22 protein-coding genes are annotated in these 25,366 nt (G+C 57.1%); 16 read left to right on the top strand and 6 right to left on the bottom strand.

All coding sequences use genetic code 11. The features are described 5' to 3' along the window. Positions 1-58: 58 nt before the first annotated feature. The 5 genes from K7R23_RS24395 (at position 59) to adrA (ending at position 5,142) form a co-directional block, all read left to right on the top strand. On the top strand, positions 59-1,264 hold the full coding sequence (locus K7R23_RS24395; RefSeq protein WP_012904782.1) for a multidrug efflux MFS transporter: 1,206 nt from the start codon (positions 59-61) through the stop codon (positions 1,262-1,264). Between the two features lie 253 nt (positions 1,265-1,517). Continuing rightward, positions 1,518-1,778 (top strand): anti-adapter protein IraP, encoded by a 261-nt coding sequence (iraP, locus tag K7R23_RS24390; protein WP_024132512.1) that lies wholly within the window; start codon positions 1,518-1,520, stop codon positions 1,776-1,778. Between the two features lie 211 nt (positions 1,779-1,989). Next, a complete protein-coding gene (gene phoA / locus K7R23_RS24385) occupies positions 1,990-3,405 on the top strand; it encodes an alkaline phosphatase (protein ID WP_012904784.1) in 1,416 nt (471 codons plus the stop codon). 177 nt (positions 3,406-3,582) lie between these two features. Beyond that, positions 3,583-3,903 carry a phosphate starvation-inducible protein PsiF gene (psiF, locus tag K7R23_RS24380; RefSeq protein WP_012904785.1) on the top strand — a complete coding sequence of 107 codons (321 nt, stop codon included), beginning with the start codon at positions 3,583-3,585 and terminating at the stop codon, positions 3,901-3,903. Between the two features lie 138 nt (positions 3,904-4,041). After that, on the top strand, positions 4,042-5,142 hold the full coding sequence (gene adrA, locus K7R23_RS24375) for a diguanylate cyclase AdrA (RefSeq protein ID WP_012904786.1): 1,101 nt from the start codon (positions 4,042-4,044) through the stop codon (positions 5,140-5,142). 15 nt (positions 5,143-5,157) lie between these two features. On the opposite strand, the gene proC is transcribed toward adrA, so the two are convergent. After that, a complete protein-coding gene (gene proC / locus K7R23_RS24370; RefSeq protein WP_012904787.1) occupies positions 5,158-5,967 on the bottom strand; it encodes a pyrroline-5-carboxylate reductase in 810 nt (269 codons plus the stop codon). Positions 5,968-6,115: 148 nt separating this feature from the next. Between proC and K7R23_RS24365 the strand changes: the two genes are divergently transcribed. From K7R23_RS24365 to ppnP, 5 genes are all read left to right on the top strand, one after another. Then, complete coding sequence (locus K7R23_RS24365; RefSeq protein WP_012904788.1) at positions 6,116-6,580, top strand: YaiI/YqxD family protein; 465 nt, start codon at positions 6,116-6,118, stop codon at positions 6,578-6,580. A 175-nt stretch (positions 6,581-6,755) separates the two neighbouring features. After that, positions 6,756-7,301 carry a shikimate kinase AroL gene (gene aroL, locus K7R23_RS24360; protein ID WP_024132513.1) on the top strand — a complete coding sequence of 182 codons (546 nt, stop codon included), beginning with the start codon at positions 6,756-6,758 and terminating at the stop codon, positions 7,299-7,301. Positions 7,302-7,328: 27 nt separating this feature from the next. Continuing rightward, positions 7,329-7,520 carry a protein YaiA gene (yaiA, locus tag K7R23_RS24355; protein ID WP_012904790.1) on the top strand — a complete coding sequence of 64 codons (192 nt, stop codon included), beginning with the start codon at positions 7,329-7,331 and terminating at the stop codon, positions 7,518-7,520. 258 nt (positions 7,521-7,778) lie between these two features. After that, positions 7,779-8,456 carry an AroM family protein gene (locus K7R23_RS24350; RefSeq protein ID WP_012904791.1) on the top strand — a complete coding sequence of 226 codons (678 nt, stop codon included), beginning with the start codon at positions 7,779-7,781 and terminating at the stop codon, positions 8,454-8,456. A 70-nt stretch (positions 8,457-8,526) separates the two neighbouring features. Beyond that, positions 8,527-8,811, top strand: coding sequence for a pyrimidine/purine nucleoside phosphorylase (gene ppnP / locus K7R23_RS24345; protein WP_024132514.1), 285 nt, complete (start codon positions 8,527-8,529; stop codon positions 8,809-8,811). 53 nt (positions 8,812-8,864) lie between these two features. Here the strand turns inward: ppnP and rdgC are convergent, their stop codons facing one another. Further along, on the bottom strand, positions 8,865-9,776 hold the full coding sequence (gene rdgC / locus K7R23_RS24340) for a recombination-associated protein RdgC (RefSeq protein ID WP_012904793.1): 912 nt from the start codon (positions 9,774-9,776) through the stop codon (positions 8,865-8,867). Between the two features lie 127 nt (positions 9,777-9,903). Here rdgC and mak point away from each other — a divergent pair, with 127 nt between their 5' ends. Further along, the gene (mak, locus tag K7R23_RS24335; protein WP_012904794.1) at positions 9,904-10,812 is read left to right on the top strand and encodes a fructokinase; all 909 of its coding nucleotides are present in this window, start codon (positions 9,904-9,906) and stop codon (positions 10,810-10,812) included. Between the two features lie 33 nt (positions 10,813-10,845). Here mak and araJ read toward each other — a convergent pair whose 3' ends face one another. The 4 genes from araJ to sbcD form a co-directional block, all read right to left on the bottom strand. Then, positions 10,846-11,994 (bottom strand): MFS transporter AraJ, encoded by a 1,149-nt coding sequence (gene araJ / locus K7R23_RS24330; protein WP_012904795.1) that lies wholly within the window; start codon positions 11,992-11,994, stop codon positions 10,846-10,848. A gap of 482 nt (positions 11,995-12,476) precedes the next feature. Next, positions 12,477-13,487 carry an IS110-like element ISCro5 family transposase gene (locus K7R23_RS24325; protein ID WP_012904517.1) on the bottom strand — a complete coding sequence of 337 codons (1,011 nt, stop codon included), beginning with the start codon at positions 13,485-13,487 and terminating at the stop codon, positions 12,477-12,479. A gap of 86 nt (positions 13,488-13,573) precedes the next feature. Next, a complete protein-coding gene (sbcC, locus tag K7R23_RS24320; RefSeq protein ID WP_012904796.1) occupies positions 13,574-16,717 on the bottom strand; it encodes an exonuclease subunit SbcC in 3,144 nt (1,047 codons plus the stop codon). Then, positions 16,714-17,916 carry an exonuclease subunit SbcD gene (gene sbcD, locus K7R23_RS24315; protein ID WP_012904797.1) on the bottom strand — a complete coding sequence of 401 codons (1,203 nt, stop codon included), beginning with the start codon at positions 17,914-17,916 and terminating at the stop codon, positions 16,714-16,716. Before sbcD ends, sbcC begins: the two co-directional genes overlap by 4 nt. 189 nt (positions 17,917-18,105) lie before the next feature. Between sbcD and phoB the strand changes: the two genes are divergently transcribed. The 5 genes from phoB (at position 18,106) to malZ (ending at position 25,308) form a co-directional block, all read left to right on the top strand. After that, positions 18,106-18,795 (top strand): phosphate response regulator transcription factor PhoB, encoded by a 690-nt coding sequence (phoB, locus tag K7R23_RS24310; protein ID WP_012904798.1) that lies wholly within the window; start codon positions 18,106-18,108, stop codon positions 18,793-18,795. A gap of 51 nt (positions 18,796-18,846) precedes the next feature. Next, the gene (phoR, locus tag K7R23_RS24305) at positions 18,847-20,154 is read left to right on the top strand and encodes a phosphate regulon sensor histidine kinase PhoR (RefSeq protein ID WP_012904799.1); all 1,308 of its coding nucleotides are present in this window, start codon (positions 18,847-18,849) and stop codon (positions 20,152-20,154) included. Positions 20,155-20,548: 394 nt separating this feature from the next. Further along, positions 20,549-21,868 (top strand): branched-chain amino acid transporter carrier protein BrnQ, encoded by a 1,320-nt coding sequence (gene brnQ / locus K7R23_RS24300; RefSeq protein WP_012904800.1) that lies wholly within the window; start codon positions 20,549-20,551, stop codon positions 21,866-21,868. Positions 21,869-21,946: 78 nt separating this feature from the next. Next, on the top strand, positions 21,947-23,314 hold the full coding sequence (gene proY, locus K7R23_RS24295) for a proline-specific permease ProY (protein ID WP_012904801.1): 1,368 nt from the start codon (positions 21,947-21,949) through the stop codon (positions 23,312-23,314). Positions 23,315-23,490: 176 nt separating this feature from the next. Then, positions 23,491-25,308: a maltodextrin glucosidase gene (gene malZ, locus K7R23_RS24290; protein ID WP_012904802.1), complete on the top strand. Its 1,818-nt coding sequence runs from the start codon at positions 23,491-23,493 to the stop codon at positions 25,306-25,308. Positions 25,309-25,366 lie beyond the last annotated feature (58 nt).

Here is a 25,366-nt window from a genome sequence, read left to right as displayed (position 1 = left end):
CTGACGCATTATTGCTAAACTATGCCGCGTTTTCAGCCAGTTATCTCAATGAGCGTTTATGGAATCCTGGAAAGTTAATCTCATTTCCGTCTGGTTCGGCTGCTTTTTTACCGGCCTGGCAATCAGTCAAATCCTGCCCTTTTTACCGCTGTATATTTCGCAGTTAGGCGTCTCCTCTCATGAAGCGCTCTCCATGTGGTCCGGTCTTACCTTCAGCGTCACCTTTTTAATCTCCGCGATTGTGTCGCCATTATGGGGCAGCCTTGCGGACCGTAAAGGACGCAAGCTGATGCTGTTGCGCGCCTCGCTTGGCATGGCGATTGCCATTCTGCTCCAGGCCTTCGCCACCAACGTCTGGCAGCTTTTTCTGCTGCGGGGCATTATGGGCTTAACCTCCGGCTATATCCCTAATGCGATGGCGCTGGTGGCGTCGCAGGTGCCGCGCGAACGAAGCGGGTGGGCGCTCAGCACGCTGGCGACGGCGCAAATCAGCGGCGTGATTGGCGGTCCGCTGATGGGCGGATTTATTGCCGACCATGTCGGCCTGCGCCCGGTCTTTTTTATCACCGCGATGCTGCTGGTGGTGAGCTTTCTGGTAACGCTCTTTTTAATTAAAGAGGGCGCGCGCCCGACGCTGAAAAAAAGCGAACGTCTGAGCGGCAAGGCAGTCTTTGCTTCGCTGCCGTATCCGGCGCTGATAATCAGCCTCTTTTTCACCACGCTGGTGATCCAACTGTGTAATGGCTCCATCAGCCCGATCCTGGCGCTGTTCATTAAGTCGATGGCGCCAGACAGTAATAACATCGCCTTTCTCAGCGGACTGATCGCCTCTGTGCCGGGTATTTCGGCGCTTATCTCCGCGCCGCGCCTGGGGAAACTTGGCGACCGCATCGGCACCGAAAGAATTTTGTTGGCGACGCTTATCTGCGCGGTAGTGCTGTTTTTTGCCATGTCCTGGGTAACGACGCCATTACAGCTCGGGATATTGCGTTTTCTGCTTGGCTTTGCCGATGGCGCTATGCTGCCCGCGGTACAAACCCTGCTGGTCAAATATTCCAGCGATCAAATTACCGGACGTATTTTCGGCTATAACCAGTCGTTTATGTATCTCGGCAACGTCGCAGGCCCGCTGATGGGCGCGACGGTATCGGCGATGGCCGGCTTCCGCTGGGTATTTATCGCCACTGCTATTATTGTTCTGATAAACGTGTTGCAGTTAACGTTAACGCTGCGTCGGCGGCGAAAACGTAGCGCAACGGTATGAATTAATAACAGAAAATGACTTAAGATAAATCCGGCGTTGTTTATCATAACTAAAGATTATGGTTGAAGGTGATAATTGAACGCCGGTTTTTTTATTCAGGCAACTCTTCTTTGCTGAGAAACGTTTCGCTTGCGTTAATTTGTGATTATTTACGCAAAGTCTTTCCTTTCTTATAAAAATACTACTTCATACATCTATGCAGCATGAGTTCATAGTGATAACGTCCTGTTTCACAGGAGAAGGGAATAGAGTCATGAAAAATCTCATTGCTGAGTTGTTGCTTAAGCTTGCCCAGAAAGAAGAAGAGTCGAAAGAACTGGTTGCTCAGGTAGAAGCCTTAGAGATTATCGTCACGGCGATGTTACGTAATATGGCGCAAAATGAGCAGGATACCTTGATTCAGCAGGTGGAAGGGGCGCTTGACGGCGTAAAGCCGGATGCCAGCATTCCTGATGACGATAGGGAACTGCTGCGCCAGTACGTACAAAAACTGTTAAAACATCCTCGTTATTAGTGCTATATCCGCCATATTTCACGTTGCAGGTGCGTTGACTGACTCCGTTACGGGGTTTGTAGCGCGCCTGAAGAGGCGCTTTTTATCATCGCTCCGCATCCTGAAATATTCCGGGAATTATCAACGCTAAACTGTCATCAACCTGTCATATCAGTCACCTATAGTCGCTTTGTTTTTTATTTTAACTGTATTTATACATGGAGAAAATAAAGTGAAACAAAGCGCTATGATTTTTGCCTTGCTGCCTTTGCTGTTGGCTCCGGCCAGTCAGGCGGACACCACAACAATATCCGTGCTGGATAATCGTGCGGCGCAGGGCGATATTACTACGCCCGGCGGCGCGCGCCGATTAACCGGCGATCAAACGGCGGCGCTGCGTGAATCGCTAAATGATAAACCGGCGAAAAATATTATTCTGCTGATCGGCGACGGAATGGGAGATTCTGAAATAACCGCCGCACGAAATTATGCCGAAGGCGCCGGCGGCTTTTTTAAAGGTATTGATGCCCTGCCGCTGACCGGACAATATACCCACTATGCGCTGAATAAAAAAACCGGCAAACCAGATTACGTGACCGATTCCGCCGCCTCAGCCACCGCGTGGTCCACAGGGGTGAAAACCTACAACGGCGCGCTGGGGGTCGATATTCATGAAAAAGATCATCTGACCATTCTCGAAATGGCGAAGGCCGCAGGTCTGGCTACCGGCAACGTCTCGACCGCGGAGTTGCAGGACGCCACCCCGGCAGCGCTGATTGCCCATGTCACCTCGCGCAAATGCTATGGCCCGACGGCGACCAGCGAAAAATGTCCGACAAACGCGCTGGAAAAGGGCGGCAAAGGCTCGATTACTGAACAGCTCCTGAACGCGCGGGCGGACGTCACCCTGGGCGGCGGCGCGAAAACCTTCGCCGAGACGGCAACCGCCGGCGAGTGGCAGGGGAAAACGCTGCGTGAGCAGGCGCAGATGCGCGGCTACCAGTTAGTCGGCGATGCCGCCTCTTTAGCGGCGATCGACGAAGCGAATCAGGACAAACCGCTGCTGGGACTGTTCGCAGAGGGGAATATGCCGGTGCGCTGGGAAGGGCCGAAGGCCTCGTACCACGGCAATATTGATAAACCTGCCGTGACCTGTACGCCAAATCCGAAACGCAATGACGCGATTCCCACGCTGGCGCAGATGACCGACAAAGCCATCGAACTGTTGAGCAAAAATGAGCGGGGCTTCTTTTTACAGGTGGAAGGCGCGTCTATCGATAAGCAGGATCACGCCGCGAACCCGTGCGGACAGATTGGCGAGACGGTGGATCTTGATGAAGCCGTACAGAGGGCGCTGGCCTTTGCGAAGAAAGACGGCAATACGCTGGTGATCGTTACCGCCGATCATGCTCATGCCAGCCAGATCGTGGCGCCCGAAACGAAAGCGCCGGGGCTGACGCAGGCGCTGAACACCAAAGATGGCGCGGTGATGGTCATCAGCTACGGCAACTCGGAAGAAGATTCCCAGGAGCATACCGGCAGCCAGCTGCGCATCGCCGCTTACGGGCCGCATGCGGCGAACGTGGTCGGGCTGACCGATCAAACCGATCTGTTCTACACCATGAAAGCGGCGCTGGGCCTGAAGTAATGCCGCCTCTGGCAGAATTACTTTCTCTGGCGGGTGGTTTTTTTCCGCTTAGCGACCAGACTTAATGGCATCAGTACGAGCATCCGTTTCCGGATCGTTGCTATGCCAGACGGCCCCGCGCCTGCTGGCATTTCACGAATCAATCGTCTGAGATCTGGCTCAAAAAAGGATGGTGCTATGAAAATTACATTATTAGTAACGTTGTTATTTGGTCTTGTCTTTTTAACGACAGTCGGCGCTGCCGAGAAAACCTTAACCCCGCAACAGCAGCGCATGACCACCTGTAATCAGCAGGCGACGGCGCAGACGCTGAAAGGGGATGCCCGTAAGACGTATATGAGTGATTGCCTTAAAAACAGCCAGTCAGCCCCCGGCGAAAAGAGCCTCACCCCGCAACAGCAAAAAATGCGTGAGTGCAACAGCCAGGCGACGCAGCAGTCGCTGAAGGGCGACGATCGCAGTAAGTTTATGAGCGCCTGTCTGAAGAAAGCGGCCTGAAACGGGCATGCATCTGATGGCCTGATCGCTTAGTGCTAACGGGTGAGCTGAGAGATAAGCTCACCCGAAATTTCATACTTCCCCTGCCGGTCCCCTCTCTATAATTGGGAAAATGTTTCAGAATGTTCCCAAAAAATAATGAATGATGAAAATTTTTACAAACGCGCCGTCGCGGTGGATGAGACTTCATCTTTAACGCCGCCACACGACCTCCAGCGTTCCGGCCTGCGGTTTGCCCGGCGCGTCAGAGCGCCGCGCGCGGTAGCGCTGGGTGGGATGTTCTTTCCCATTGCCGCCGCCCTCGTCACCCATCCCGTGGCGGGCGGCTGGTGGCTGCTGCTGGTCGGCTGGGCGTTTGTCTGGCCGCATCTCGCCTGGCAGATCGCCAGCCGGGCGATCGATCCGCGGGGGCAGGAGTTTAATAACCTGAAAGCCGATGCGATCCTCGCCGGTATGTGGGTTGGGCTGATGGGGATGAACGCGCTGCCCTCCGCCGCGCTGCTGATGATCGTAAGTATGAACCTGATGGGCGCGGGCGGCTTACGGCTGTCGGTTATCGGCTTGTCTATGATGGCCGTCGCCTGTCTGGTGACCCTGCAATTGACCGGCGGCTCGCTTATCCTGATGAGCATCCCGCTGGTAGGCTGGCTGACATTGCCGGTGATGGTGATTTATCCCCTGCTGTTTGCCCGGCTGAGTTATCAGATTGCCACCCGGCTGGCGGAGCACAAGCGACGGCTACAGATTATGAGTTCGCGGGACGGGATGACCGGCGTCTATAACCGACGGCACTGGGAACAGCTGCTGCGTAACGAGTTTGAACTGTGTCGTCGGCAACATCGCGAATGCACGCTGCTGATCATTGATATCGACCATTTTAAGGATATCAACGACACCTGGGGCCACGACGTCGGCGATGAAGCCATTCAGGCGCTGACCCGACAGCTGCGGACAACCCTGCGAAGCAGCGATGTGATAGGGCGGTTTGGCGGCGACGAGTTCGCGGTGATCATGTGCGGGACGCCCGCCGAAAGCGCGATTGCCGCCATGTCCAGGGTCCACGAGGGTTTACGCGCTTTACGGCTGGCCTGCGCTCCGCAGGTGATTTTGCACATCAGCGTGGGCGTCGCGCCGTTAACGCCGCAGTTCGGCCACTACCGCGAATGGCTTAAGTCCGCCGATCTGGCGCTGTATAAAGCAAAGAACGCCGGACGTAACCGCACCGAAGTGGCGGCGTAACGTCCGGTTGAATAGTCAGGACTTACTGAGCTTTTCTGACTTCTCCATGCACTTCGCCATTGCTTCAATGACCGCCGCGCGGAATCCGCGCTCTTCCAGTACCCGCACCGCTTCAATCGTCGTACCGCCAGGTGAACAGACCATGTCTTTCAGCGCGCCCGGATGTTCCCCGGTTTCCAGTACCATCTTCGCGGAGCCCATCACCGCCTGCGCGGCGAATTTATAAGCCTGCGCGCGCGGCATTCCGCCCAGGACGGCGGCATCGGCCATTGCCTCGATAAACATAAAAACGTAGGCAGGCGCAGAGCCGCTGACCCCGACAACCGGGTGGATCATCGATTCGGCAATCACCTCCGCTTCGCCGAAGCAGCGGAAAATATTCAGCACGTCGGCGGTATCTTCCGGCGTCACCAGCGCGTTCGGCGTTATGGAGGTCATACCGGCGTTCACCAGCGACGGCGTGTTTGGCATCGCGCGGACGATTTTGCGATCGTGCCCCAGCGCGCGGGCTAACTGATCGAGCGTGACGCCCGCGGCGATAGACACCACCAGCGACTCTTTATTCAGGCTGGAGGTGATATCGCTGAGCACTTTGATCATAATGGCTGGCTTCACCGCGCCAAACACAATGTCGGCAATTTGCGCCACTTCCTGCGCGGACTGCGCCGCGTTAATGCCGTACTGGTCATGCAGCGCGGCGACCTTTTTAGGTGAAGGGGTGTATACCCAAATCTGAGCGGGGAGCACCTGGCCGCTGGCAATCAGGCCGCCGAGGATCGCCTTACCCATATTGCCGCAGCCGATAAAACCGATTTTCTTATCCATCTCGTCACTCCCTATGCGTGATCATCGTTGTTTTGATTGATGAAGCCTAGCTTAACGCGGAATGAAAGGCGCATGAAGGGCAAACAGCACTTTGCCGCCGGGCCAAAGCGCGAGACAATAACGGATTGTGCCAAAGACGGGAAAGACTATGACCATCTGGGTGGACGCCGATGCGTGTCCGAATGTGATTAAAGAGATCCTTTTTCGCGCCGCCGGGCGTATGCAGTTGCCGCTGATTCTGGTCGCCAACCAGAGCCTGCGCGTACCGCCGTCGCCGTTTATTCGTACCCTGCGCGTTCCTGCCGGTTTCGACGTGGCCGATAATGAAATCGTGCGCCAGTGCGCGGCGGGCGATCTGGTGATCACGGCGGATATTCCGCTGGCCGCAGAAGTGCTGGCGAAAGGGGCGGCAGCGCTCAATCCGCGCGGCGAACGCTACAGCGAAGCGACGATCCGCGAGCGCCTGACGATGCGCGATTTTATGGAAACCCTGCGCGCCAGCGGCGTCCAGACGGGCGGGCCGGACAGCCTCTCTGCGCGCGATCGTCAGCATTTTGCCGCCGAGCTGGAGAAATGGTGGCTGGAAGCCAAGCGCAGAAAAGAAAATATGTAATTTATTTTTTACAGTTTTTTCCCGGCTGTTTCTTGTTATAGTCGGAGTATATTGATATTTTCATCGGCAGTGGAATGATATCTTTACACTTAACGTTGTACTAGTTTAGTGGTATGATTATTACATTAACGCTATTTGATCCCGCAGCTATGCGGTTTTCCGGGGAATGCCCACAATGAGACAACCGCTTTATCTTGTTGGTCCGCGCGGCTGTGGAAAGACAACGGTTGGCATGGCGCTGGCGGCGGCGATCGACTGCCGCTTTGTCGATACCGACCAATGGTTGCAGTCACAGGCGCAAATGACGGTGGCGGAAATTGTCGAACGCGAAGGCTGGCAGGGGTTCCGCGCCAGAGAAACGGCGGCGCTGGAAGCGGTCACCGCCTCTGCGACGGTGGTGGCGACCGGCGGCGGGATTATCCTGACGCCCGTTAACCGTCATTTTATGCGCGAGCACGGGACCGTCATTTATCTGCGCGCGCCGGTGTCGATTCTGGTAAACCGGCTTGCCGCTTCGCCGGAAGAAGCGCTACGACCGGCCCTTACCGGTAAACCGCTCAGTGAAGAGGTGGCGGAAGTTCTGCAACAGCGTGACGCGCTGTATCGCGAGGCGGCGCATTTCATCGTTGACGCCACCGGTTCGCCCGACCAGGTGATTTCTGAAATTCGCCATGCGCTGGCGCAGACCGTGCAGCGTAAACAAGGCGGTGTCTATACTTAAGGCTCATCCAGAGAAGAAGGAAGAACCATGCCGACCAGACCACCTTACCCACGGGAAGCGTATATCGTCACCATTGAAAAAGGGGCGCCGGGACAGACAGTAACCTGGTATCAGCTGCGTGCCGATCATCCGAAACCCGACTCGTTAATCAGCGAGCATCCTACCGCTGAAGAGGCGATGGATGCGAAGAAACGTTACGAAGATCCTGAAAAAAGTTGATATACACGCCGCTCGGAAGGGAGTCTGAGTTGTCAATAAACTGAAGCCACATCACAAATTTCGCAGATAATACTTTTTGTTAAACGCAGAACATTAAACGATAACAAGCTATTACTGGAGCTATCTGGAATCTTTACATAATGCTTCGCCCGGCGCCTGCTACGCTTTTTTGCATTTGAGATTTGCACAAGGCAAATGTCGGTCGTGGCGTAAAGCATTTGTCCGGTATAAACGACGAATATAAAGAAGGTGGAAAAAATGAGTGCGTCGTTGGCTATCCTCACTATTGGCGTTGTACCGACAAGCGAAGTCCTGCCGCTGCTGACTGAGTACATCGACGAACAGCATATTACCCATCACAGCCTGCTTGGCAAAATGAGCCGCGAAGATGTTCTGGCGGATTATGCGCTCGAAGCGGGTGAAGAGCCTCTTTTAACCCTGCTCAATGACAACGAACTGGCTTTTGTCTCAAAGAAAAAAGTTGAACGCGATCTGCAAAGCATTATCGAAGTGCTGGATAATCAGGGATACGACGTTATTTTGCTGATGAGTACGGCGAACATCCAGAATATGACCGCGCGAAACAGCATCTTACTTGAGCCACGGCGGATTATCCCCCCGTTGGTAGCTTCGATAGTCGAAGGACATCAGGTCGGAGTGATTGTCCCGCTGGTGGAGTTAATGCCCACCCAGGCGGAAAAATGGCAGGTGCTGCCGTCGCCGCCGGTCTATGCGCTGGCTAATCCGGTGCATGGAAGTGCGCAGCAGCTCATTGATGCCGGAAAGGAACTGCTGGAGCAAGGGGCGGACGTCATCATGCTGGATTGCCTCGGATTTCATCAGTATCACCGGGATGTGCTGCAAAAAGCGCTGGATGTTCCGGTTTTGCTGTCTAATGTCCTGATTGCGCGGCTGGCCGCAGAGCTGTTGGTTTAATTTTACGTGACAGATCAAAGGTCCGGACCCTATAGTGGAAATGAATTTAACCACCAGACAGGGTCAGTTTATGCTTCAAAGTAACGAGTACTTTTCCGGCAAAGTGAAATCGATCGGCTTTACCAGCAGCAGCACTGGCCGTGCCAGTGTCGGCGTGATGCTGGAGGGTGAATACACCTTCAGCACCGCGGAGCCGGAGGAGATGACCGTCGTGAGCGGCGCGCTGAACGTGCTGCTGCCGGGAGCCACTGAGTGGCAGGTGTACGCCGCGGGAGAGGTATTCAACGTGCCGGGACACAGCGAATTTCATTTACAGGTCGCAGAGCCGACCTCCTATCTTTGCCGCTACCTGTAAGCGAAAACGCCGGATGGCGATGCGAAAGCGTCTAATCCGGCCTTCATTCGAACTTAGCGCTGCGCTTCTCCGCCAAGACCTTCCACCAGATTCTGGATCAGCGCCGCCAGTTCCCCGGTCATCAGAATAAAGTCGGCGTCAAAGCGCTGGGCGAAATCTTCCCGGTCGATATCCTCGTTCTGATCGCGCAGCTCATCGCTGAATTTCAGGCGCTTAATCGAACCATCATCGCAAACCAGAAACTGAATACGCTGTTGCCAGTCGAGCGCCAGTTTGGTCACCACTTTACCGGCTTCAATATGGACGGCGATTTCGTCGCTGACCAGGTCCTGCTTTTTGGCGCGGATAACGCCGCCGTCTTCCAGCATCGCCTTCAGTTCGGCTTCATCCAGCAGCTGGAAGCCCTGCGCGACGCTACCGGAACGCACCCACTCGGTGAGCGTCAGTTCGATTGGATTTTCCAGCGCCAGCGGCACTACCGGCAGCGAGCCGAGGCTTTTACGTAGCAGCGCCAGCGTATCTTCCGCTTTTTTCGCGCTGGCGCAGTCCACCATGATCAGCCCGTTTACCGTGTCGATCCACATCATCGTCTGGCTGAAGCGGCTGAAGGCGCGCGGCAGCAGCGAATGCAGCACTTCATCTTTCAGCGAATCTTTCTCGGTTTTCTTCAGCTTGCGCGCCTGTTCGGCTTCCAGTTTGGCGATTTTCGCCTCCAGCGCCTGTTTGATTACCGGCGAAGGCAGGATCTTCTCCTCTTTGCGCGCGCAAATCAGGATCTGGCCGTTGTGAGCATGGGTCAACGCATCGCTGTGCGATCCCATCGGCGGCACCCAGCCCATTTTCGCCATATCCTGGCTGCCGCATGGGGTAAAGGTCATTGAGGCTAACTGTTTTTCCATCTCCTCGGCACGCAGCGAAATATCGCGGCTAAGACGGTAAACCATTAAATTTTTGAACCACAGCATGATAATTTCCACGGCCTTGTCGTTAAATGCAGCGCGTATAGTAGCGAATTGTCGGCAGCCTTGCATTGCTTAAGCGAACGTCCGACTCTACTCTGTTGATCTTGCCTAAAAAAATAAGGAGCAACGTGTGCGTATAGGTATTGACTTAGGCGGCACCAAAACGGAAGTGATCGCCCTCGGCGAAAGCGGGGAGCAGCTGTTCCGCCATCGCCTGCCGACGCCGCGAAACGATTACCGTCAAACCATCGAAACCATTGCGACGCTGGTGGAGATGGCGGAAAAAGCCACCGGCCAGACGGGGACGGTGGGGATGGGCATTCCCGGTTCCCTTTCCCCTTATACCGGCGTGGTCAAGAATGCCAACTCCACCTGGCTTAACGGTCAGCCGTTCGACCGCGATGTGAGCGCGCGTCTGCAACGCGAGGTGCGGCTGGCGAACGACGCCAACTGCCTGGCGGTATCTGAAGCCGTCGATGGCGCCGCCGCCGGGGCGCAAACCGTATTTGCGGTGATTATTGGCACCGGCTGCGGCGCGGGTGTGGCGCTGAACGGTCGCGCGCACGCTGGCGGTAACGGTACGGCGGGCGAGTGGGGGCACAATCCGCTGCCGTGGATGGATGACGATGAGCTGCGCTACCGCGAAGAAGTGCCGTGCTACTGCGGTAAACAGGGCTGCATTGAAACCTTTATCTCCGGCACCGGATTCGCCACCGACTATCAGCGCCTGAGCGGTAATTCGCTTACCGGCAATGAGATTATGCGCCGGGTGGAGGAGCAGGATCCGCTGGCGGAACTGGCGCTTGGCCGCTATGAGCTGCGGCTGGCGAAATCGCTCGCTCACGTGGTGAATATACTCGACCCGGATGTCATTGTGCTCGGCGGCGGGATGAGCAATGTTGACCGCCTGTACAACACCCTGCCGGCGCTGATCGGGCAGTTTGTCTTTGGCGGCGAATGCGAAACGCCGGTGCGCAAAGCGCTGCACGGCGACTCCAGCGGCGTACGCGGCGCAGCGTGGCTGTGGCCGCAGCGGTGATTTGCCATGCGGATAAGCGCAACGGGCCGCGGGCTACTGTCTGTCCTGAATACGCCCGTAGATGAGCAATGACGCCATGGCGGTAAACGACAGCAGGGCGGCGGGCAGCGCCACGTAGTTACAGGCAAAGCCCAACGTCAGCATCATTCCGCCGCAATAGGCGCCAATGGCGCTGCCGAGATTAAACGCGATTTGGCCGCCCGCTGCGCCCAGCAGCTCGCCGCCTCTGGCGTTTTGCAGCAGCAGGATCTGCAGCGGCGCGGAAAGGGCGAACAGCCCCGCGCAGCAGATAAAGGCGACGGTCAGCGAGGCGACCCGGTAGCCGCCGACGAAAAAGAGCAGCAGCAGGCACAGGACGATGACAAAATCGGTGGTTGCGGCGATGGCGAGCGGGGAGAAACGACCGGACAGCCGCCCGCTGAGCAGGTTTCCCAGCACCATTCCCAGGCCGACCAGCATCATAATGAACGTCATGACCGTTTCCGGGAAGCCGGAGACGAAAATCATGTATGGCTTTATGTAGCTGAACCACGCGAAAACGCCGGCGTTACCGGTGAGGGTGGCGGCAAAAATCAGCCACGGCGCCGGGCTTTTGAGAAAATGGAACTGCTCGCGCAGCTTTCCCTTTCTTTCGTCGCGCAGATCCGGCACCCACAACAGAATCGAGACGATCACCGCGATATTAAAGACGGCAATCAGCAGAAAGGTATAGCGCCAGCTGAACTGGTGGCTGAGGAAGGTGCCGAGCGGAATGCCGATCAGGTTCGCCACGGTCATACCGGCGACCATCCCCGCCACGGCGGCGGTGACTTTTCCGGGGCGTACCAGTTTCGACAAAATAATTGCCCCCACGCCAAAAAAAGCGCCATGCGGAAAGCCGGAAACCAGCCTGCCGATCGCCAGCATGGGATAGGACGAAGAGAGGGTAAACATGGCGTTGCCGATAACGCACAACGTCACCAGAAACAGCAGAATACGTTTCAGGGAAAAGCGGCCGGAGAGCAGGGCGATAACCGGCGCGCCCACCACCACGCCAAGCGCGTAATACGAAATCATATGCCCGGCGGCGGGGATTGTGATGCCAACGTCGCGCGCCAGTTCCGTTAAGACGCCCATAATGCCGAATTCGGCCATGCCGAGCCCGAAGGTGCCCAGCGCTAAAGAGAAAATAACCTTTTTCATGTCACCTGCCGAAGTCATGCGCTGGTTAAAGCGCAACGGCTAAAAATTCGATCCTGTAACCTGATAGCTTGCGGATATGCCGGTTGGATTACCATTCCCTATCCGTCTCAGAGTATTGACGATCGTGCTATCTCCGTTAGCGTAGGCCCGATAAGAGAAGCACCATCGGGCGGGAAATGCCGGATGGCGGCGAACGCCTTATCCGTATATGGACACCTCCCGTTATGCAAGCCACTAATCATGTTTTGTGTAACGGGAGTAAGATGCTTTCGTATATCCGGCCTTTCTTTCGGCACCGTCGTGCCCGGCCATGATGTTATCTGCACACCTGGTTCCATTCGGCCTGACGGCTTTGCTTCGCAGGGAGCCTTCGGATAAACCGGAGTTTTCAGGTGTCGGTCTTACCTGTTACACATTTGTGCTTAATGACTCTGCAATCTCACGACAGGATTATTCTTTTCTCTCACTCTTACCGTTTCGTTCTACATCACGCGATATTCTTCTTCCCGACTCAGCACGGCCCACGCGATACGGGCATTTTTGTTCGCCATGGCGACCGTTGCGACATTCCTGTTACGTCTTTCTGCCACTGACTGCAGCCACTGGCTTCGACGGTCTTCCTTGTTACCGCAGGCATTCAGTACTGCACGCGCTCCGTGGATCAGCAGCGTTCGCAGGTAGCTGTCACCCCGCTTACTGATGTGACCCAGCCGGTTTTTTCCGCCGCTTGAGTGCTGCCCGGGAACCAGCCCCAGCCAGGCCGCCATTTCACGTCCGTTTTTAAACTGTCTTGCATTACCCACTGCTGCAACCAGCGCGCTGGCGGTTACCGGGCCAATCCCGCTGATCTCCTGAAGCCGCCTGATACGGTCATCGTCCTGCGCCAGCTGTTTAAGCCGCCGGTCATAACGCGCCAGTCGGTCATCCAGTATCTGCAATTCCTCCGCTAACTCGCACAGCAGACGGATAAAGCGGTTATCCCATTGTTCCTGCTGAGAAAGTATCTCCGGCAGTGCTCGTCTGAGCGCGGCAAGCCCGACAGGAAGCACAAGGCCAAACTCGCCCAGCATGCCGCGTATCTCGTTGCTGAGCGCCGTTCTGTCGCGAAGCAGGCGGGCACGAACCCGGTGCTCTGCCTGCATGCTCTGTTGCGCTTCAGATTTAACGGCAACATAGCGCATACCGGGCCTGCTGACGGCCTCGCAGATAGCTTCGGCATCATTGGCATCGTTTTTGTTGCCCTTCAGATAAGGCTTAACGAACCGGGGCGGGATAATACGGACAGAGTGCCCGAGTCGGGTCAACTCTCTGGCCCAGTAATGCGAGGAGCCGCAGGCTTCGATACCAATAAGACAGGGCTCAAGCCGGGCGAAAAAGACAAGCATCTGTGAACGGCGCAGTGTTTTACGGAGAACAACGCGTTCATGGTGATCAACGCCATGAAGCTGAAAAACCAGCTTTGCGAGATCGAGGCCAATACGTTTAATATTCATGTGGACACCTCCCCCTGGGAACTGAAGTTAACACCTCAGTCTGGCACTAATGATGCCGTAAGGTGGGAGGTGTCCATCACATCGGCCTACGCCACCGCAAATATCCGGTCGAGCTTACTGTAACCAAGCCCGTTGATTTTTTTCACTTTAATCTGCACCGGAATGCGCTCTTTCATCGCCTCCACGTGGCTAATCACGCCGATGGTCTTCCCGCTGGCGTTCAGCGCGTCGAGCGCATCAAGCGCCGTATCCAGCGTTTCGCTGTCGAGGGTGCCGAAGCCTTCATCAAGGAACAGCGAGTCAATCCGCGTTTTGTGGCTCACCAGATCGGAGAGCGCCAGCGCCAGCGCGAGGCTGACGAGGAAACTTTCGCCGCCGGAGAGGGTGCGGGTGTCGCGCACGGCGTCCGCCTGCCAGGTGTCCACCACCTCAAGCTCCAGCGCGTTGCTGACTTTGCGCTGTAACAAATAGCGGCCATGCAGCCGCGTCAGCTGGTTATTCGCCAGCCAGACCAGATTATCCAGCGTCAGCCCCTGGGCGAATTTACGGAATTTATCGCCCTCTTTTGAACCGATAAGCGTGTTCAGATAGCCCCAGTCATCAACCTGCTGGCTGGCGCTGTCGATTTGCCGCATCAGGCTCTGCTGTTGCTGTCGGTTGTCCGCATCCTGCTTCAGCTGCTGGCGAATCTCACCCTGACGGCTGGCGTTATCGCGCAGCTGTTGGTTGAGCAGGGTGAGCGCCTGCGCGATCTCCTCAACCGACAGCGCGCAATCCAGAAAGCCAGGCGGCTGTTGCTGATGGGCCGCCAGCGCCTGCGCGCTCTGGGTGGCGAGCGTTTGCGCCTGCTGGATCTGGCTTTCCAGCGTCTGGCTGAGCTGCTCAAGGCGCGCGATGGCCTCGTCATCCAGCAGCGCGGCGAGGAACGCGCTCTGGTCGGCAAAAATACTGCTTTCCAGCGCCGCCGCAAACTGCGCCTGCGCGTCGCTGGCGCGCTGCTGCTCCAGTACCGCCTGCTGTTGCAGCGTCTGCAACTGGCTTTGCAGCGACAGGCAGTCGTCGTGCACCTGACGCCAGTTGTCCAGTGCCACCGGCGCGCCATCTTCCGCGGCGGCGTCGGTAGCCGGCAGGGTGTCGAGCAGCGGGGCCAACTGCGCGATACGCGATTGCAGTTCGTTCAGCTCGTCCTGTTTTTGCTGCCACGTCTGCGCCTCTGCGGCGCGGTCGCTTAACCAGGTCTCCTCCGCCCCTTCTTCCGGCAGGCTGAGGGCATAGTGGCTCAGTTGCGCTGTCAGCGTCGCCTGACGCTGTTCGATTTGCTGGCTGAACTGCGTCACCTGCTGTTGATGCGCGGCGATTTGCGCCTGTAAATCATGGCGCTGGCTGAGCTGGTAAAGCTGCTTCTCATGATCCTCCTGCGCCGTCAGCCAGGGCTGAATATCATCCTGCGGTTGCAGCGTGATATTCAGGTTGCTTATCAGCGCCTGCCACTCGACAGTGAGCGCTTGCTCATCTTTAGCGAGCGCCTGCGCTTCGCTTTCGTCGCGCTGTAGCTGCTGGCGCAACGCGTCGCACTGTCCGCGCAGGGCCGCGCCTTCATCGGCCAGCGTTTTGACCTCTTTTTCCAGCGCATCCCGCCGCGCCTGATTGACGCTAAGCTCAAGCGCCTGATACGCCGCCACCGCCGGGTGCGACGTTGAGCCACAGAGCGGACAGGGCTGGCCGGACTGTAACAGCGCGCGCTGGCTTTCAAGATCTTTTATCCGTTCTTCCTGCTCGCAGAGGGTTTTGACGTCCTGGTAATGCTGGTTTTTCTCTTTGTATTGCTGGCGCTTCGCCTCCAGTAACGCCGTGCGCTGCGCCAGCGCCTGCCTGCTCTGCGCAAGGACCTCCTGAAGCTGCGCCAGACGCTGAAGCCTGGGGGCGATCTGACCGTGGAGCGCAAGCAGACGCTGGCGCAGCGGGCGCTGGCTGGCGTGCTGCGCCAGCGCGACGGCGACTTCATCCGGCGTCATATTCAGCGTCAGCACCGGTAACGCCGCCAGCTTTTGGGTATCTGCCGCCAGTCGTTGCCGCCATCTGTCCCGCTGAATGCCGTCGCTGGCCTGCTGGGCGAACAAGGCCCGCCAGCCGCCCAGTTCACTGTGCCATACGCGGAACCGGTCATGTTCGTGCAGCCAGGCGGCAAGAGTCTGCCGGGCAGCCTGCATTGCGGCAGTCTGTTGTTGGGCATCGCGGCGCATACGGCTGCGAAGCGTTGTTGCGCTCTGTAAGCGAGCCTTTACTTCATTAATCTGCTGTTGGCTGCGGGAAACCGCCGCGGATTGCTCCTGAAGCCGCGTCCAGAGCGGGCGCAATGCCCGGGCGGGCTGCGCCAGGCTGAGCGGCGCCAGCTGTGGCTGCGCCTGTTGTAACGCCGACTGCGCCGCCAGCAGCGCCTGCTGTCGGTGCTGCGCCTGCGTCTGAAGTTCGTTTTGTCGCGTCAGCCAGTTCAACTGCTGCTGCGCACTCTGCTGTCTGGCGGCCAACTGCTTTTCTTCGTCAGTGAGCGCCTGCAAACTGTCTGTCAGCGCCTGCACTGCCTCTGGCGCTAACAGCGCGACGCTGCTGGCCTGCGCCTGTAATTTCTCCAGTTCGCTCCGCGCCGCCTTATGCTGTTCGAAAACCATCGCCGAGATTTGCCCGTAAATCTCCGTTCCGGTCAGCTCCTCCAGCAGTTCGGCGCGCTCTTTCGGTTCCGCGTTAAGGAAGGCGGCGAACTGTCCCTGGGAGAGCAGCATTGAGCGGGTAAAGCGGCCATAGTCCAGTCCGGTCAGTTCGGCGGTCAGCTCCAGTTTATCTTTCACCTTATCGGCAAGAATTTTGCCGTCGGCGCAGCGCGCCAGCTCCACCCGCGGCGCCTGCAGGTTGCCGTCCGCCTGGTTGCGCGCGCGGTTCTGGCTCCAGAATGCGCGATATGCGTCGCCTTTGACCTCAAACTCCACTTCCGCCAGGCACTCGGCGGTATCGCGGGTCATCAGATCGTTTTGCGACTGTGAAACGGTATTCAGACGCGGCGTCTTGTGGTACAGCGCAAGGCAAATGGCGTCGAGCAGGGTGGTTTTACCGGCTCCTGTCGGACCGGTGATGGCGAACAGGCCGTTGCTGGCGAACGGCTCCGCCGTAAAATCGACCTTCCATTCCCCTTTCAGCGAGTTAAGGTTTTTCAGGCGCAGGCTGAGAATCTTCATGCGACATCCTCCCCGGCGAGCGCCTGTACGGTGGTATGAAACAGCGCGGTCAGCCGCTGGCGCTGGGGTTCTGCCAGCTCCACCTGCGCCAGGCGGCGTTCAAAGACTTCGTCGACGCTCAGTTCGCTCAGCGTCTCACGTCGTTCGCTGCTTAACATGCTCTCGCGCTGCTCCCGGCTGCGGCGCACCAACAGCACCTCGACGGGCAGCGTTTCGGTCAGGGCCTGGATTTTGCGCTGTATATCGTGGAGATACTCGTCGGTGGTGATTTCGATATCCAGCCAGACCGGCGGCGACTGCCTGCTGTCCCGCCACTGCTCAAGCTGTTCGCTAATAGCGGCAAGATCGCCTTTCAGCACCGCCAGCGGCTGGGTTATTGGTACGGTGAGACTTTCGACGCTCATCAGCCTGCCGTTTTCAAAGCTCACCAGATGCACGCACTTGCTTTTACCGCACTCGTCAAAGCTCAGGGCGATGGGGGAACCGCAATAACGGATATGTTCTGTGCCGCCAATTTTCTGCGCCCGGTGGATATGGCCCAGGGCGATATAATCGGCAGGCGGGAAATTTTGCGCAGGAAAGGCATCCAGCGTCCCGATGTAAATGTCGCGTACGGCGTCGCTTTTACTCGCGCCCACGGTGGTCAGGTGGCCGGTGGCGATAATCGGCAGCGCGCGTTCGCCGCGCAGCGCGCAGGCTTCATGATACTGCTGCTGATAGTAGTCGGTTATCGCGCTCAGCAGGTGCTGCTGCTTTTCCTGGCCGCTTAGCCCCGCCTGACTGGTCACAATGTCACGCGGGCGTAAAAACGGTATCGGGCACAGTACCGCGCCCGGCGTGCCGTCGCGTCGATGCAGGATGTGCGGCGCGCAACCGGCGCTGGCGACAACGGTGGTATTCAGAAACGCCAGAATCTCGCGGGACTCGTTGAGCGTGGCGACAGAGTCATGATTGCCCGCCAGCACCACCAGATGGCAGCCCGTTTGCTGTAGCCTGACGACAAACCGGTTATACAGTTCGCGGGCGTAGCTTGGCGGCGAACCGGTGTCGAAAATGTCGCCTGCGACAATAATGGCGTCCACCTGCTGTTCTGTCGCCGTGCTCAGCAGCCAGTCGAGAAAGGCCTGATGTTCCGCGGCGCGGCTTTTGCTGTAAAAATTTTGTCCCAGATGCCAGTCAGAGGTGTGCAGGAGGCGCATAACGGTTCCCTGATGAAAAAGCGTGACGGGGATTATACCCTGTCACGAACGGTAATATCTCCTGGGCGGCTTGTAATAAATCAACAACCTGACATCAGGCTGCGCTATCTTTTTCATAAATCTGTCATAAAACTGACGCATAATGACGCCGCATTGATGACTGGCTATTTAAATAAAACAGGGTAAATCATGGCGAGACGTATTCTGGTCGTAGAGGATGAAGCTGCAATTCGCGAAATGGTCTGCTTCGTGCTCGAGCAAAATGGCTTTCAGCCTGTCGAAGCCGAAGATTATGACACTGCGGTGAACCAACTTAATGAACCCTGGCCGGATCTGATCCTCCTCGACTGGATGTTGCCCGGCGGTTCTGGTCTACAGTTTATTAAACATCTGAAGCGTGAAGCGATGACCCGCGATATTCCGGTGGTGATGCTTACCGCCAGAGGCGAAGAAGAGGATCGCGTTCGCGGTCTGGAAACCGGCGCGGACGACTATATTACCAAACCCTTCTCCCCGAAAGAGCTGGTGGCGCGCATTAAGGCCGTGATGCGCCGCATTTCACCGATGGCGGTGGAAGAGGTGATTGAGATGCAGGGGCTGAGCCTGGACCCGACTTCGCATCGCGTGATGACCGGCGACAACCCGCTCGACATGGGACCGACCGAATTTAAACTGCTGCACTTCTTTATGACGCATCCGGAGCGCGTTTACAGCCGTGAACAGCTGCTGAACCACGTCTGGGGCACCAACGTCTACGTTGAGGATCGCACGGTCGATGTGCATATTCGCCGTCTGCGCAAAGCGCTGGAAACCAGCGGTCACGATCGTATGGTTCAGACGGTGCGTGGTACGGGGTATCGTTTTTCGACCCGCTTCTGAATGACTAGCTAAGCCTGGCCTGCGTTGTCGGGCTTTAATGGAGTGTGACGCGTGCTGGAAAGATTGTCATGGAAGAGGCTGGTGCTGGAACTGATCCTGTGTTGTATCCCGGCCTTTATCCTCAGCGCTTTTTTCGGTTACCTGCCGTGGTTTTTGCTGGCATCGGTAACGGGACTGCTTATCTGGCATTTCTGGAATTTATTACGCCTGTCCTGGTGGCTGTGGGTCGACAGAAGCATGACGCCGCCGCCGGGACGCGGAAGCTGGGAGCCGCTGTTGTACGGGTTGCATCAGATGCAGCTGCGCAACAAAAAGCGTCGGCGCGAGCTGGGCAATTTGATCAAACGCTTTCGCAGCGGAGCCGAATCGCTGCCGGACGCGGTGGTGCTGACCACCGAAGAGGGCGGCATTTTCTGGTGTAACGGCCTGGCGCAACAGCTGCTGGGCTTACGCTGGCCGGACGATAACGGGCAGAACATCCTCAACCTGCTGCGCTATCCGGAGTTTACCCAGTATCTGAAAACCCGCGATTTCAGCCGACCGTTAAATCTGGTGCTCAATACCGGGCGGCATCTGGAGATTCGCGTGATGCCCTACACCGACAAGCAGCTGCTGATGGTTGCCCGCGACGTGACCCAGATGCACCAGCTTGAGGGGGCAAGACGTAACTTCTTCGCCAACGTCAGCCACGAGCTGCGCACTCCGCTTACCGTGTTGCAGGGCTATCTTGAAATGATGCACGAGCAGCCGCTGGAAGGGAGCACGCGTGAGAAAGCGCTATTGACGATGCGGGAGCAGACTTTCCGTATGGAGGGGCTGGTGAAGCAGTTGCTGACCCTGTCGAAGATAGAAGCCTCGCCGGTATTGCTGCTTAATGAACAGGTCGATGTGCCGATGATGCTGCACATGGTGGAGCGCGAAGCGCAGACGCTCAGCCAGCAAAAGCACACCTTCAGCTTTGACATCGATAATCAGCTGAAAGTCCTGGGTAACGAAGAGCAGTTGCGTAGCGCCATTTCAAACCTGGTGTATAACGCCGTCAACCATACGCCTGAAGGCACCCATATCACCGTGTGCTGGCGCGCGGTGCCGCACGGCGCGGAATTCAGCATTGAGGATAACGGGCCGGGGATTGCGGCGGAGCATCTTCCGCGGCTGACCGAACGTTTTTATCGCGTCGATAAAGCGCGCTCAAGACAAACCGGCGGCAGCGGGCTGGGGCTGGCAATCGTCAAACATGCGCTGAATCATCATGAAAGTCGCTTAACCATCGACAGCGAACCGGGGAAAGGCACGCGCTTCAGCTTTGTGCTGCCGGAACGTTTAATTGCCAGAAAACCACCTGACAGGCGATTGTAATGCAATATTGCCATAAGCCAGCGAATGCTGGCTTATTTTGTTTGCAGTCAACTACGCTTCGCTAAATAGCGCTGCGGTTGGTTGTTTTTTGTTCGCATGATAAGCTATGACTTTTTCTTTAAAGTGGTTTTTTATACTAATCTGAATTCTTATATCGCTATAATGTTCCAGTTTTTAGAACGCTCCTTGCTTTAAAACGTTATAAGCGTTTAAATTGCGCCCCGGATGCTGTCAGAGCGACTGCATTGAGGCGGTAAATCGAAAAACTATTCTTCGCCGCGCCAGTCGGGGAGCATATCCCGCTGGAATTGCTTAATAAAGCCGCAATATATTCCCACAGGGACAGGCAAAAATTTTCATTTAATTAACACCACATCCACAGGCCGTAAGTTTTATGACCCATCAGTTGAAATCGCGCGATATTATCGCCCTTGGCTTTATGACTTTTGCGCTGTTTGTCGGCGCAGGAAACATTATCTTTCCACCAATGGTCGGTCTGCAGGCGGGCGAGCACGTCTGGACTGCGGCTTTCGGCTTTCTGATTACCGCGGTGGGCCTGCCGGTACTAACCGTGGTGGCGCTGGCGAAAGTCGGCGGCGGCGTGGACAGCCTGAGCACCCCGATTGGTAAAGTGGCGGGCGTCCTGCTGGCGACCGTCTGCTATCTGGCGGTCGGGCCGCTGTTCGCCACGCCGCGTACCGCCACCGTCTCCTTTGAAGTGGGCATCGCCCCGCTGACCGGCGACTCGGCCATGCCGCTGTTTATCTACAGCGTGATCTACTTTGCGCTGGTCATTCTGGTGTCGCTCTATCCGGGCAAATTACTGGATACCGTCGGCAACTTCCTGGCGCCGCTGAAAATTATCGCCCTGATCGTACTGTCCGTGGCCGCCATTATCTGGCCGGCGGGACCGATCAGCCACGCGATGGAAGCTTATGAAAACGCGGCGTTCTCCAACGGCTTTGTCAACGGCTATCTGACGATGGATACGCTGGGCGCGATGGTGTTTGGGATCGTGATTGTTAACGCCGCGCGTTCTCGCGGCGTGACCGAGTCACGTCTGCTGACCCGTTATACCGTCTGGGCGGGTCTGATGGCGGGCGTTGGCCTGACGCTGCTCTATCTGGCGCTGTTCCGTCTGGGTTCAGATAGCGCGACGCTGGTCGATCAGTCCGTTAACGGCGCGGCGATCCTCCACGCTTACGTGCAGCACACCTTTGGCGGGGCGGGCAGCCTGCTGCTGGCGGCGCTGATCTTCATCGCCTGCCTGGTGACGGCGGTCGGCCTGACCTGCGCCTGCGCGGAGTTTTTCGCGCAGTACGTACCGCTCTCTTATCGCTCGCTGGTGTTTATCCTCGGCGGGTTCTCAATGGTGGTTTCCAACCTGGGGCTGAGTCACCTGATCCAGATCTCTATCCCGGTGCTGACGGCGATTTATCCGCCGTGTATCGCACTGGTGGTATTAAGTTTTACCCGCTCATGGTGGCATAATTCGTCCCGCGTTATCGCACCGGCGATGTTTATCAGCCTGCTTTTTGGTATCCTTGACGGGATTAAAGCATCGGCAATCGGCGACGTGTTACCGGCCTGGACGCAGCGTTTACCGCTGGCGGAGCAGGGGCTGGCGTGGTTAATTCCCACCGTCGTGATAGTGGTCCTGGCGATTATCTGGGATCGCGCCGCGGGTCGGCAGGTGACCTCCGGCGCTCACTAAGATTGCTGACAGTATGTTTTGACCACGGGGTTATCTTTAACCCCGTGGTTTTTTATTGTGTTGATGGGTCAGGAATTGATGGAAAGTAATAACAAGCTAAAGCGTGGGCTAAGCACCCGGCACATTCGCTTTATGGCGCTGGGTTCAGCAATTGGCACCGGGCTGTTTTACGGCTCGGCGGACGCCATCAAAATGGCGGGGCCAAGCGTGTTGCTGGCGTACATTATTGGCGGGGTCGCGGCGTATATCATTATGCGCGCGTTGGGTGAAATGTCTGTACACAACCCTGCCGCCAGCTCCTTTTCGCGCTATGCGCAGGAAAACCTCGGCCCCCTGGCGGGCTACATCACCGGCTGGACCTACTGTTTTGAAATTCTGATTGTCGCTATCGCCGACGTTACCGCATTCGGCATCTATATGGGCGTCTGGTTTCCGGCGGTGCCGCACTGGATTTGGGTGCTCAGCGTGGTGCTGCTGATCTGCGCCATCAACCTGATGAGCGTGAAGGTATTCGGCGAACTGGAATTCTGGTTCTCCTTCTTTAAAGTCGCCACCATTATCATCATGATTGTCGCCGGTTTCGGCATCATCATCTGGGGAATTGGCAACGGCGGCCAGCCGACGGGCATCCATAACCTGTGGAGTAACGGCGGTTTCTTCAGCAACGGCTGGCTGGGGATGGTGATGTCGCTACAGATGGTGATGTTCGCCTACGGCGGGATTGAAATCATCGGCATTACCGCCGGGGAGGCGAAAGACCCGGAGAAATCGATCCCGCGCGCGATTAACTCGGTGCCGATGCGTATTCTGGTGTTCTACGTGGGTACTCTGTTCGTCATTATGTCTATTTACCCGTGGAATCAGGTGGGCACCAACGGTAGCCCGTTTGTCCTGACCTTCCAGCATATGGGCATTACCTTTGCCGCCAGTATTCTGAACTTTGTGGTGCTTACCGCTTCGCTGTCGGCGATTAACTCCGACGTGTTTGGCGTCGGCCGGATGCTGCACGGCATGGCGGAGCAGGGCAGCGCGCCGAAGGTGTTCGCTAAAACATCGCGTCGCGGTATTCCGTGGGTGACGGTGCTGGTGATGACCATCGCGCTGCTGTTTGCCGTTTATCTCAACTACATCATGCCGGAAAATGTCTTCCTGGTGATCGCCTCGCTGGCCACCTTCGCGACGGTGTGGGTGTGGATTATGATCCTGCTGTCGCAAATTGCCTTCCGCCGCCGTCTGCCGCCGGAAGAGGTCAGGGCGCTGAAATTTAAGGTGCCGGGCGGCGTGGCGACAACCGTTGTGGGGCTGATTTTCCTGGTGTTTATCATCGGGCTGATTGGCTACCATCCGGATACCCGCATTTCGCTGTACGTCGGTTTCGCATGGATTGTCCTGCTGCTGATTGGCTGGATGTTTAAGCGTCGTCACGACCGCCAGCTGGCGCAGTAACGGTGTCTCCGGCCTGCAAACATTTGCAGGCCGGATAAGATGCGTCAGCATCGCCATCCGGCAATGGCGAAACAATATCCTCCCCCGGACTCCTCCCCCAATAAACCTTCTGATGATGAGTTATCCTGTAAACTGCTGTGGCAAGGTGAGCGCATTTTCATCAAAGGGGATTTGTGATGTTGAACGCCTGGCACCTTCCGGTTGCCCCATTTGTTAAGCAAAACAAGGATAAGCTCTCCATAACGCTCTGGCTGAGCGGAGAAAACCCGCCGCAGGGCGTGACGCTGCGTGCGGAACATGACAATGAAGAAACGTCGCTGGTCATGCGCAAGCTGCGCAGCCAGCCGTATCCTGGCATCACCGCGTGGCGCGCGGTTGTCGATCTTTCCGGCGGCCAGCCGCGCCGCCGCTACAGCTTTAAGCTGCTGTGGCACGACCGCCAGCGCTGGTTTACGCCGCAGGGATTCAGCCCTTTTCCCCCCGCGCGTCTGGAACAGTTCGCTGTTGATGTGCCGGATAACGGACCGCAGTGGGTGGCCGATCAAATCTTCTATCAGATCTTTCCCGATCGCTTTGCCCGCAGCGAGCCGCGCGAGGAGCAGCAGGATAAGGTCTATTTTCATCACGCGGCCGGGCGGGAGGTAATCCTGCGCGACTGGGACGATCCGCTGAGCGCGCAGGCGGGCGGATCGACCTTCTACGGCGGCGATCTCGACGGGATCAGTGAAAAACTGCCGTATCTGAAAAAACTTGGCGTAACGGCGCTGTACCTGAACCCGGTATTTGTCGCGCCGAGCGTGCATAAATATGACACCGAAGATTATCGCCACGTAGACCCGCAGTTTGGCGGCGATGCGGCGCTGATGCGCTTGCGGCATAACACCCGGCAACGGGGGATGCGTCTGGTGCTGGACGGCGTGTTTAACCACAGCGGCGATTCCCACGCGTGGTTTGACCGCCATAACCGGGGAACCGGCGGCGCGTGCCACAATCCGGAGTCGCCGTGGCGCGACTGGTACAGTTTTTCTGCCGAAGGCGTGGCGCTGGACTGGCTGGGCTATCCCAGCCTGCCGAAGCTGGATTACCAGTCCGACGGCCTGGTCAATGAAATCTACCGCGGTGAAGACAGCATTGTGCGCCACTGGCTGAAAGCGCCGTGGAACATGGACGGCTGGCGGCTCGACGTGGTGCATATGCTGGGCGAGGGCGGCGGCGCGCGCAATAATCTTCGCCATGTCGCCGGTATTACCCAGGCGGTGAAAGAAACGCAGCCGCAAGCCTATATCGTCGGCGAGCACTTTGGCGACGCCCGTCAGTGGCTACAAGCGGATGCCGAAGACGCGGCGATGAACTATCGCGGCTTCACCTTTCCGCTGTGGGGATTCCTCGCCAATACCGATATCTCTTACGATCCGCAGCAGATTGACGCGCAGAGCTGTATGGCGTGGATGGATAATTACCGAGCCGGGCTGTCGCACCAGCAGCAGCTACGGATGTTCAACCAGCTTGACAGCCACGATACCGCGCGCTTTAAGTCGCTGCTCGGCAAAGATGTCGCTCGTCTGCCGCTGGCGGTGGTCTGGCTGTTCAGCTGGCCGGGCGTGCCCTGCATCTACTACGGCGATGAGGTAGGGCTGGACGGTAATAACGATCCGTTCTGCCGTAAGACTTTCCCGTGGCAGGCGGAAAAACAGGACGCCGCGCTGTTTGCTCTCTATCAGCGTATGGCGAAACTGCGCCAGCGCAGCCAGGAGCTGCGCTACGGCGGGTGCCAGGTGATTTACGCGGAAGATAACGTAGTGGTGTTTTTGCGCGTTTATAACCAGCAGCGCGTGCTGGTGGCAATCAATCGCGGAGAGGCCTGCGAAGTGGTCCTGCCGGCATCGCCGTTGCTGAACGTCAAAACCTGGCAACTAAAAGAGGGGAAGGCCGATTTGCAGGATGGCGTGTTGACTTTACCGGCGATATCCGCCGCCGTCTGGTTCGGTCATTAACTTATACCCACTGAAAGCCAGCGGCTGACTTTTTCACCTTCAGGGATAGCGTGAATGT

Origin of the sequence: Citrobacter rodentium NBRC 105723 = DSM 16636, from assembly GCF_021278985.1 — a bacterium.
GTDB lineage: Bacteria > Pseudomonadota > Gammaproteobacteria > Enterobacterales > Enterobacteriaceae > Citrobacter_A > Citrobacter_A rodentium.
Note: the sequence above shows the minus strand (reverse complement) of the source record. Positions and strands in the feature narration are given on the sequence as shown.

Coding starts and splice junctions, on each gene's coding strand:
- K7R23_RS24395 (WP_012904782.1), top strand. CDS start 59: ATGGAATCCTGGAAAGTTAATCTCATTTCCGTCTGGTTCGGCTGCTTT.
- iraP (WP_024132512.1), top strand. CDS start 1,518: ATGAAAAATCTCATTGCTGAGTTGTTGCTTAAGCTTGCCCAGAAAGAA.
- psiF (WP_012904785.1), top strand. CDS start 3,583: ATGAAAATTACATTATTAGTAACGTTGTTATTTGGTCTTGTCTTTTTA.
- adrA (WP_012904786.1), top strand. CDS start 4,042: ATGAATGATGAAAATTTTTACAAACGCGCCGTCGCGGTGGATGAGACT.
- proC (WP_012904787.1), bottom strand. CDS start 5,967: ATGGATAAGAAAATCGGTTTTATCGGCTGCGGCAATATGGGTAAGGCG.
- K7R23_RS24365 (WP_012904788.1), top strand. CDS start 6,116: ATGACCATCTGGGTGGACGCCGATGCGTGTCCGAATGTGATTAAAGAG.
- aroL (WP_024132513.1), top strand. CDS start 6,756: ATGAGACAACCGCTTTATCTTGTTGGTCCGCGCGGCTGTGGAAAGACA.
- yaiA (WP_012904790.1), top strand. CDS start 7,329: ATGCCGACCAGACCACCTTACCCACGGGAAGCGTATATCGTCACCATT.
- K7R23_RS24350 (WP_012904791.1), top strand. CDS start 7,779: ATGAGTGCGTCGTTGGCTATCCTCACTATTGGCGTTGTACCGACAAGC.
- ppnP (WP_024132514.1), top strand. CDS start 8,527: ATGCTTCAAAGTAACGAGTACTTTTCCGGCAAAGTGAAATCGATCGGC.
- rdgC (WP_012904793.1), bottom strand. CDS start 9,776: ATGCTGTGGTTCAAAAATTTAATGGTTTACCGTCTTAGCCGCGATATT.
- araJ (WP_012904795.1), bottom strand. CDS start 11,994: ATGAAAAAGGTTATTTTCTCTTTAGCGCTGGGCACCTTCGGGCTCGGC.
- K7R23_RS24325 (WP_012904517.1), bottom strand. CDS start 13,487: ATGAATATTAAACGTATTGGCCTCGATCTCGCAAAGCTGGTTTTTCAG.
- sbcC (WP_012904796.1), bottom strand. CDS start 16,717: ATGAAGATTCTCAGCCTGCGCCTGAAAAACCTTAACTCGCTGAAAGGG.
- sbcD (WP_012904797.1), bottom strand. CDS start 17,916: ATGCGCCTCCTGCACACCTCTGACTGGCATCTGGGACAAAATTTTTAC.
- phoB (WP_012904798.1), top strand. CDS start 18,106: ATGGCGAGACGTATTCTGGTCGTAGAGGATGAAGCTGCAATTCGCGAA.
- brnQ (WP_012904800.1), top strand. CDS start 20,549: ATGACCCATCAGTTGAAATCGCGCGATATTATCGCCCTTGGCTTTATG.
- proY (WP_012904801.1), top strand. CDS start 21,947: ATGGAAAGTAATAACAAGCTAAAGCGTGGGCTAAGCACCCGGCACATT.
- malZ (WP_012904802.1), top strand. CDS start 23,491: ATGTTGAACGCCTGGCACCTTCCGGTTGCCCCATTTGTTAAGCAAAAC.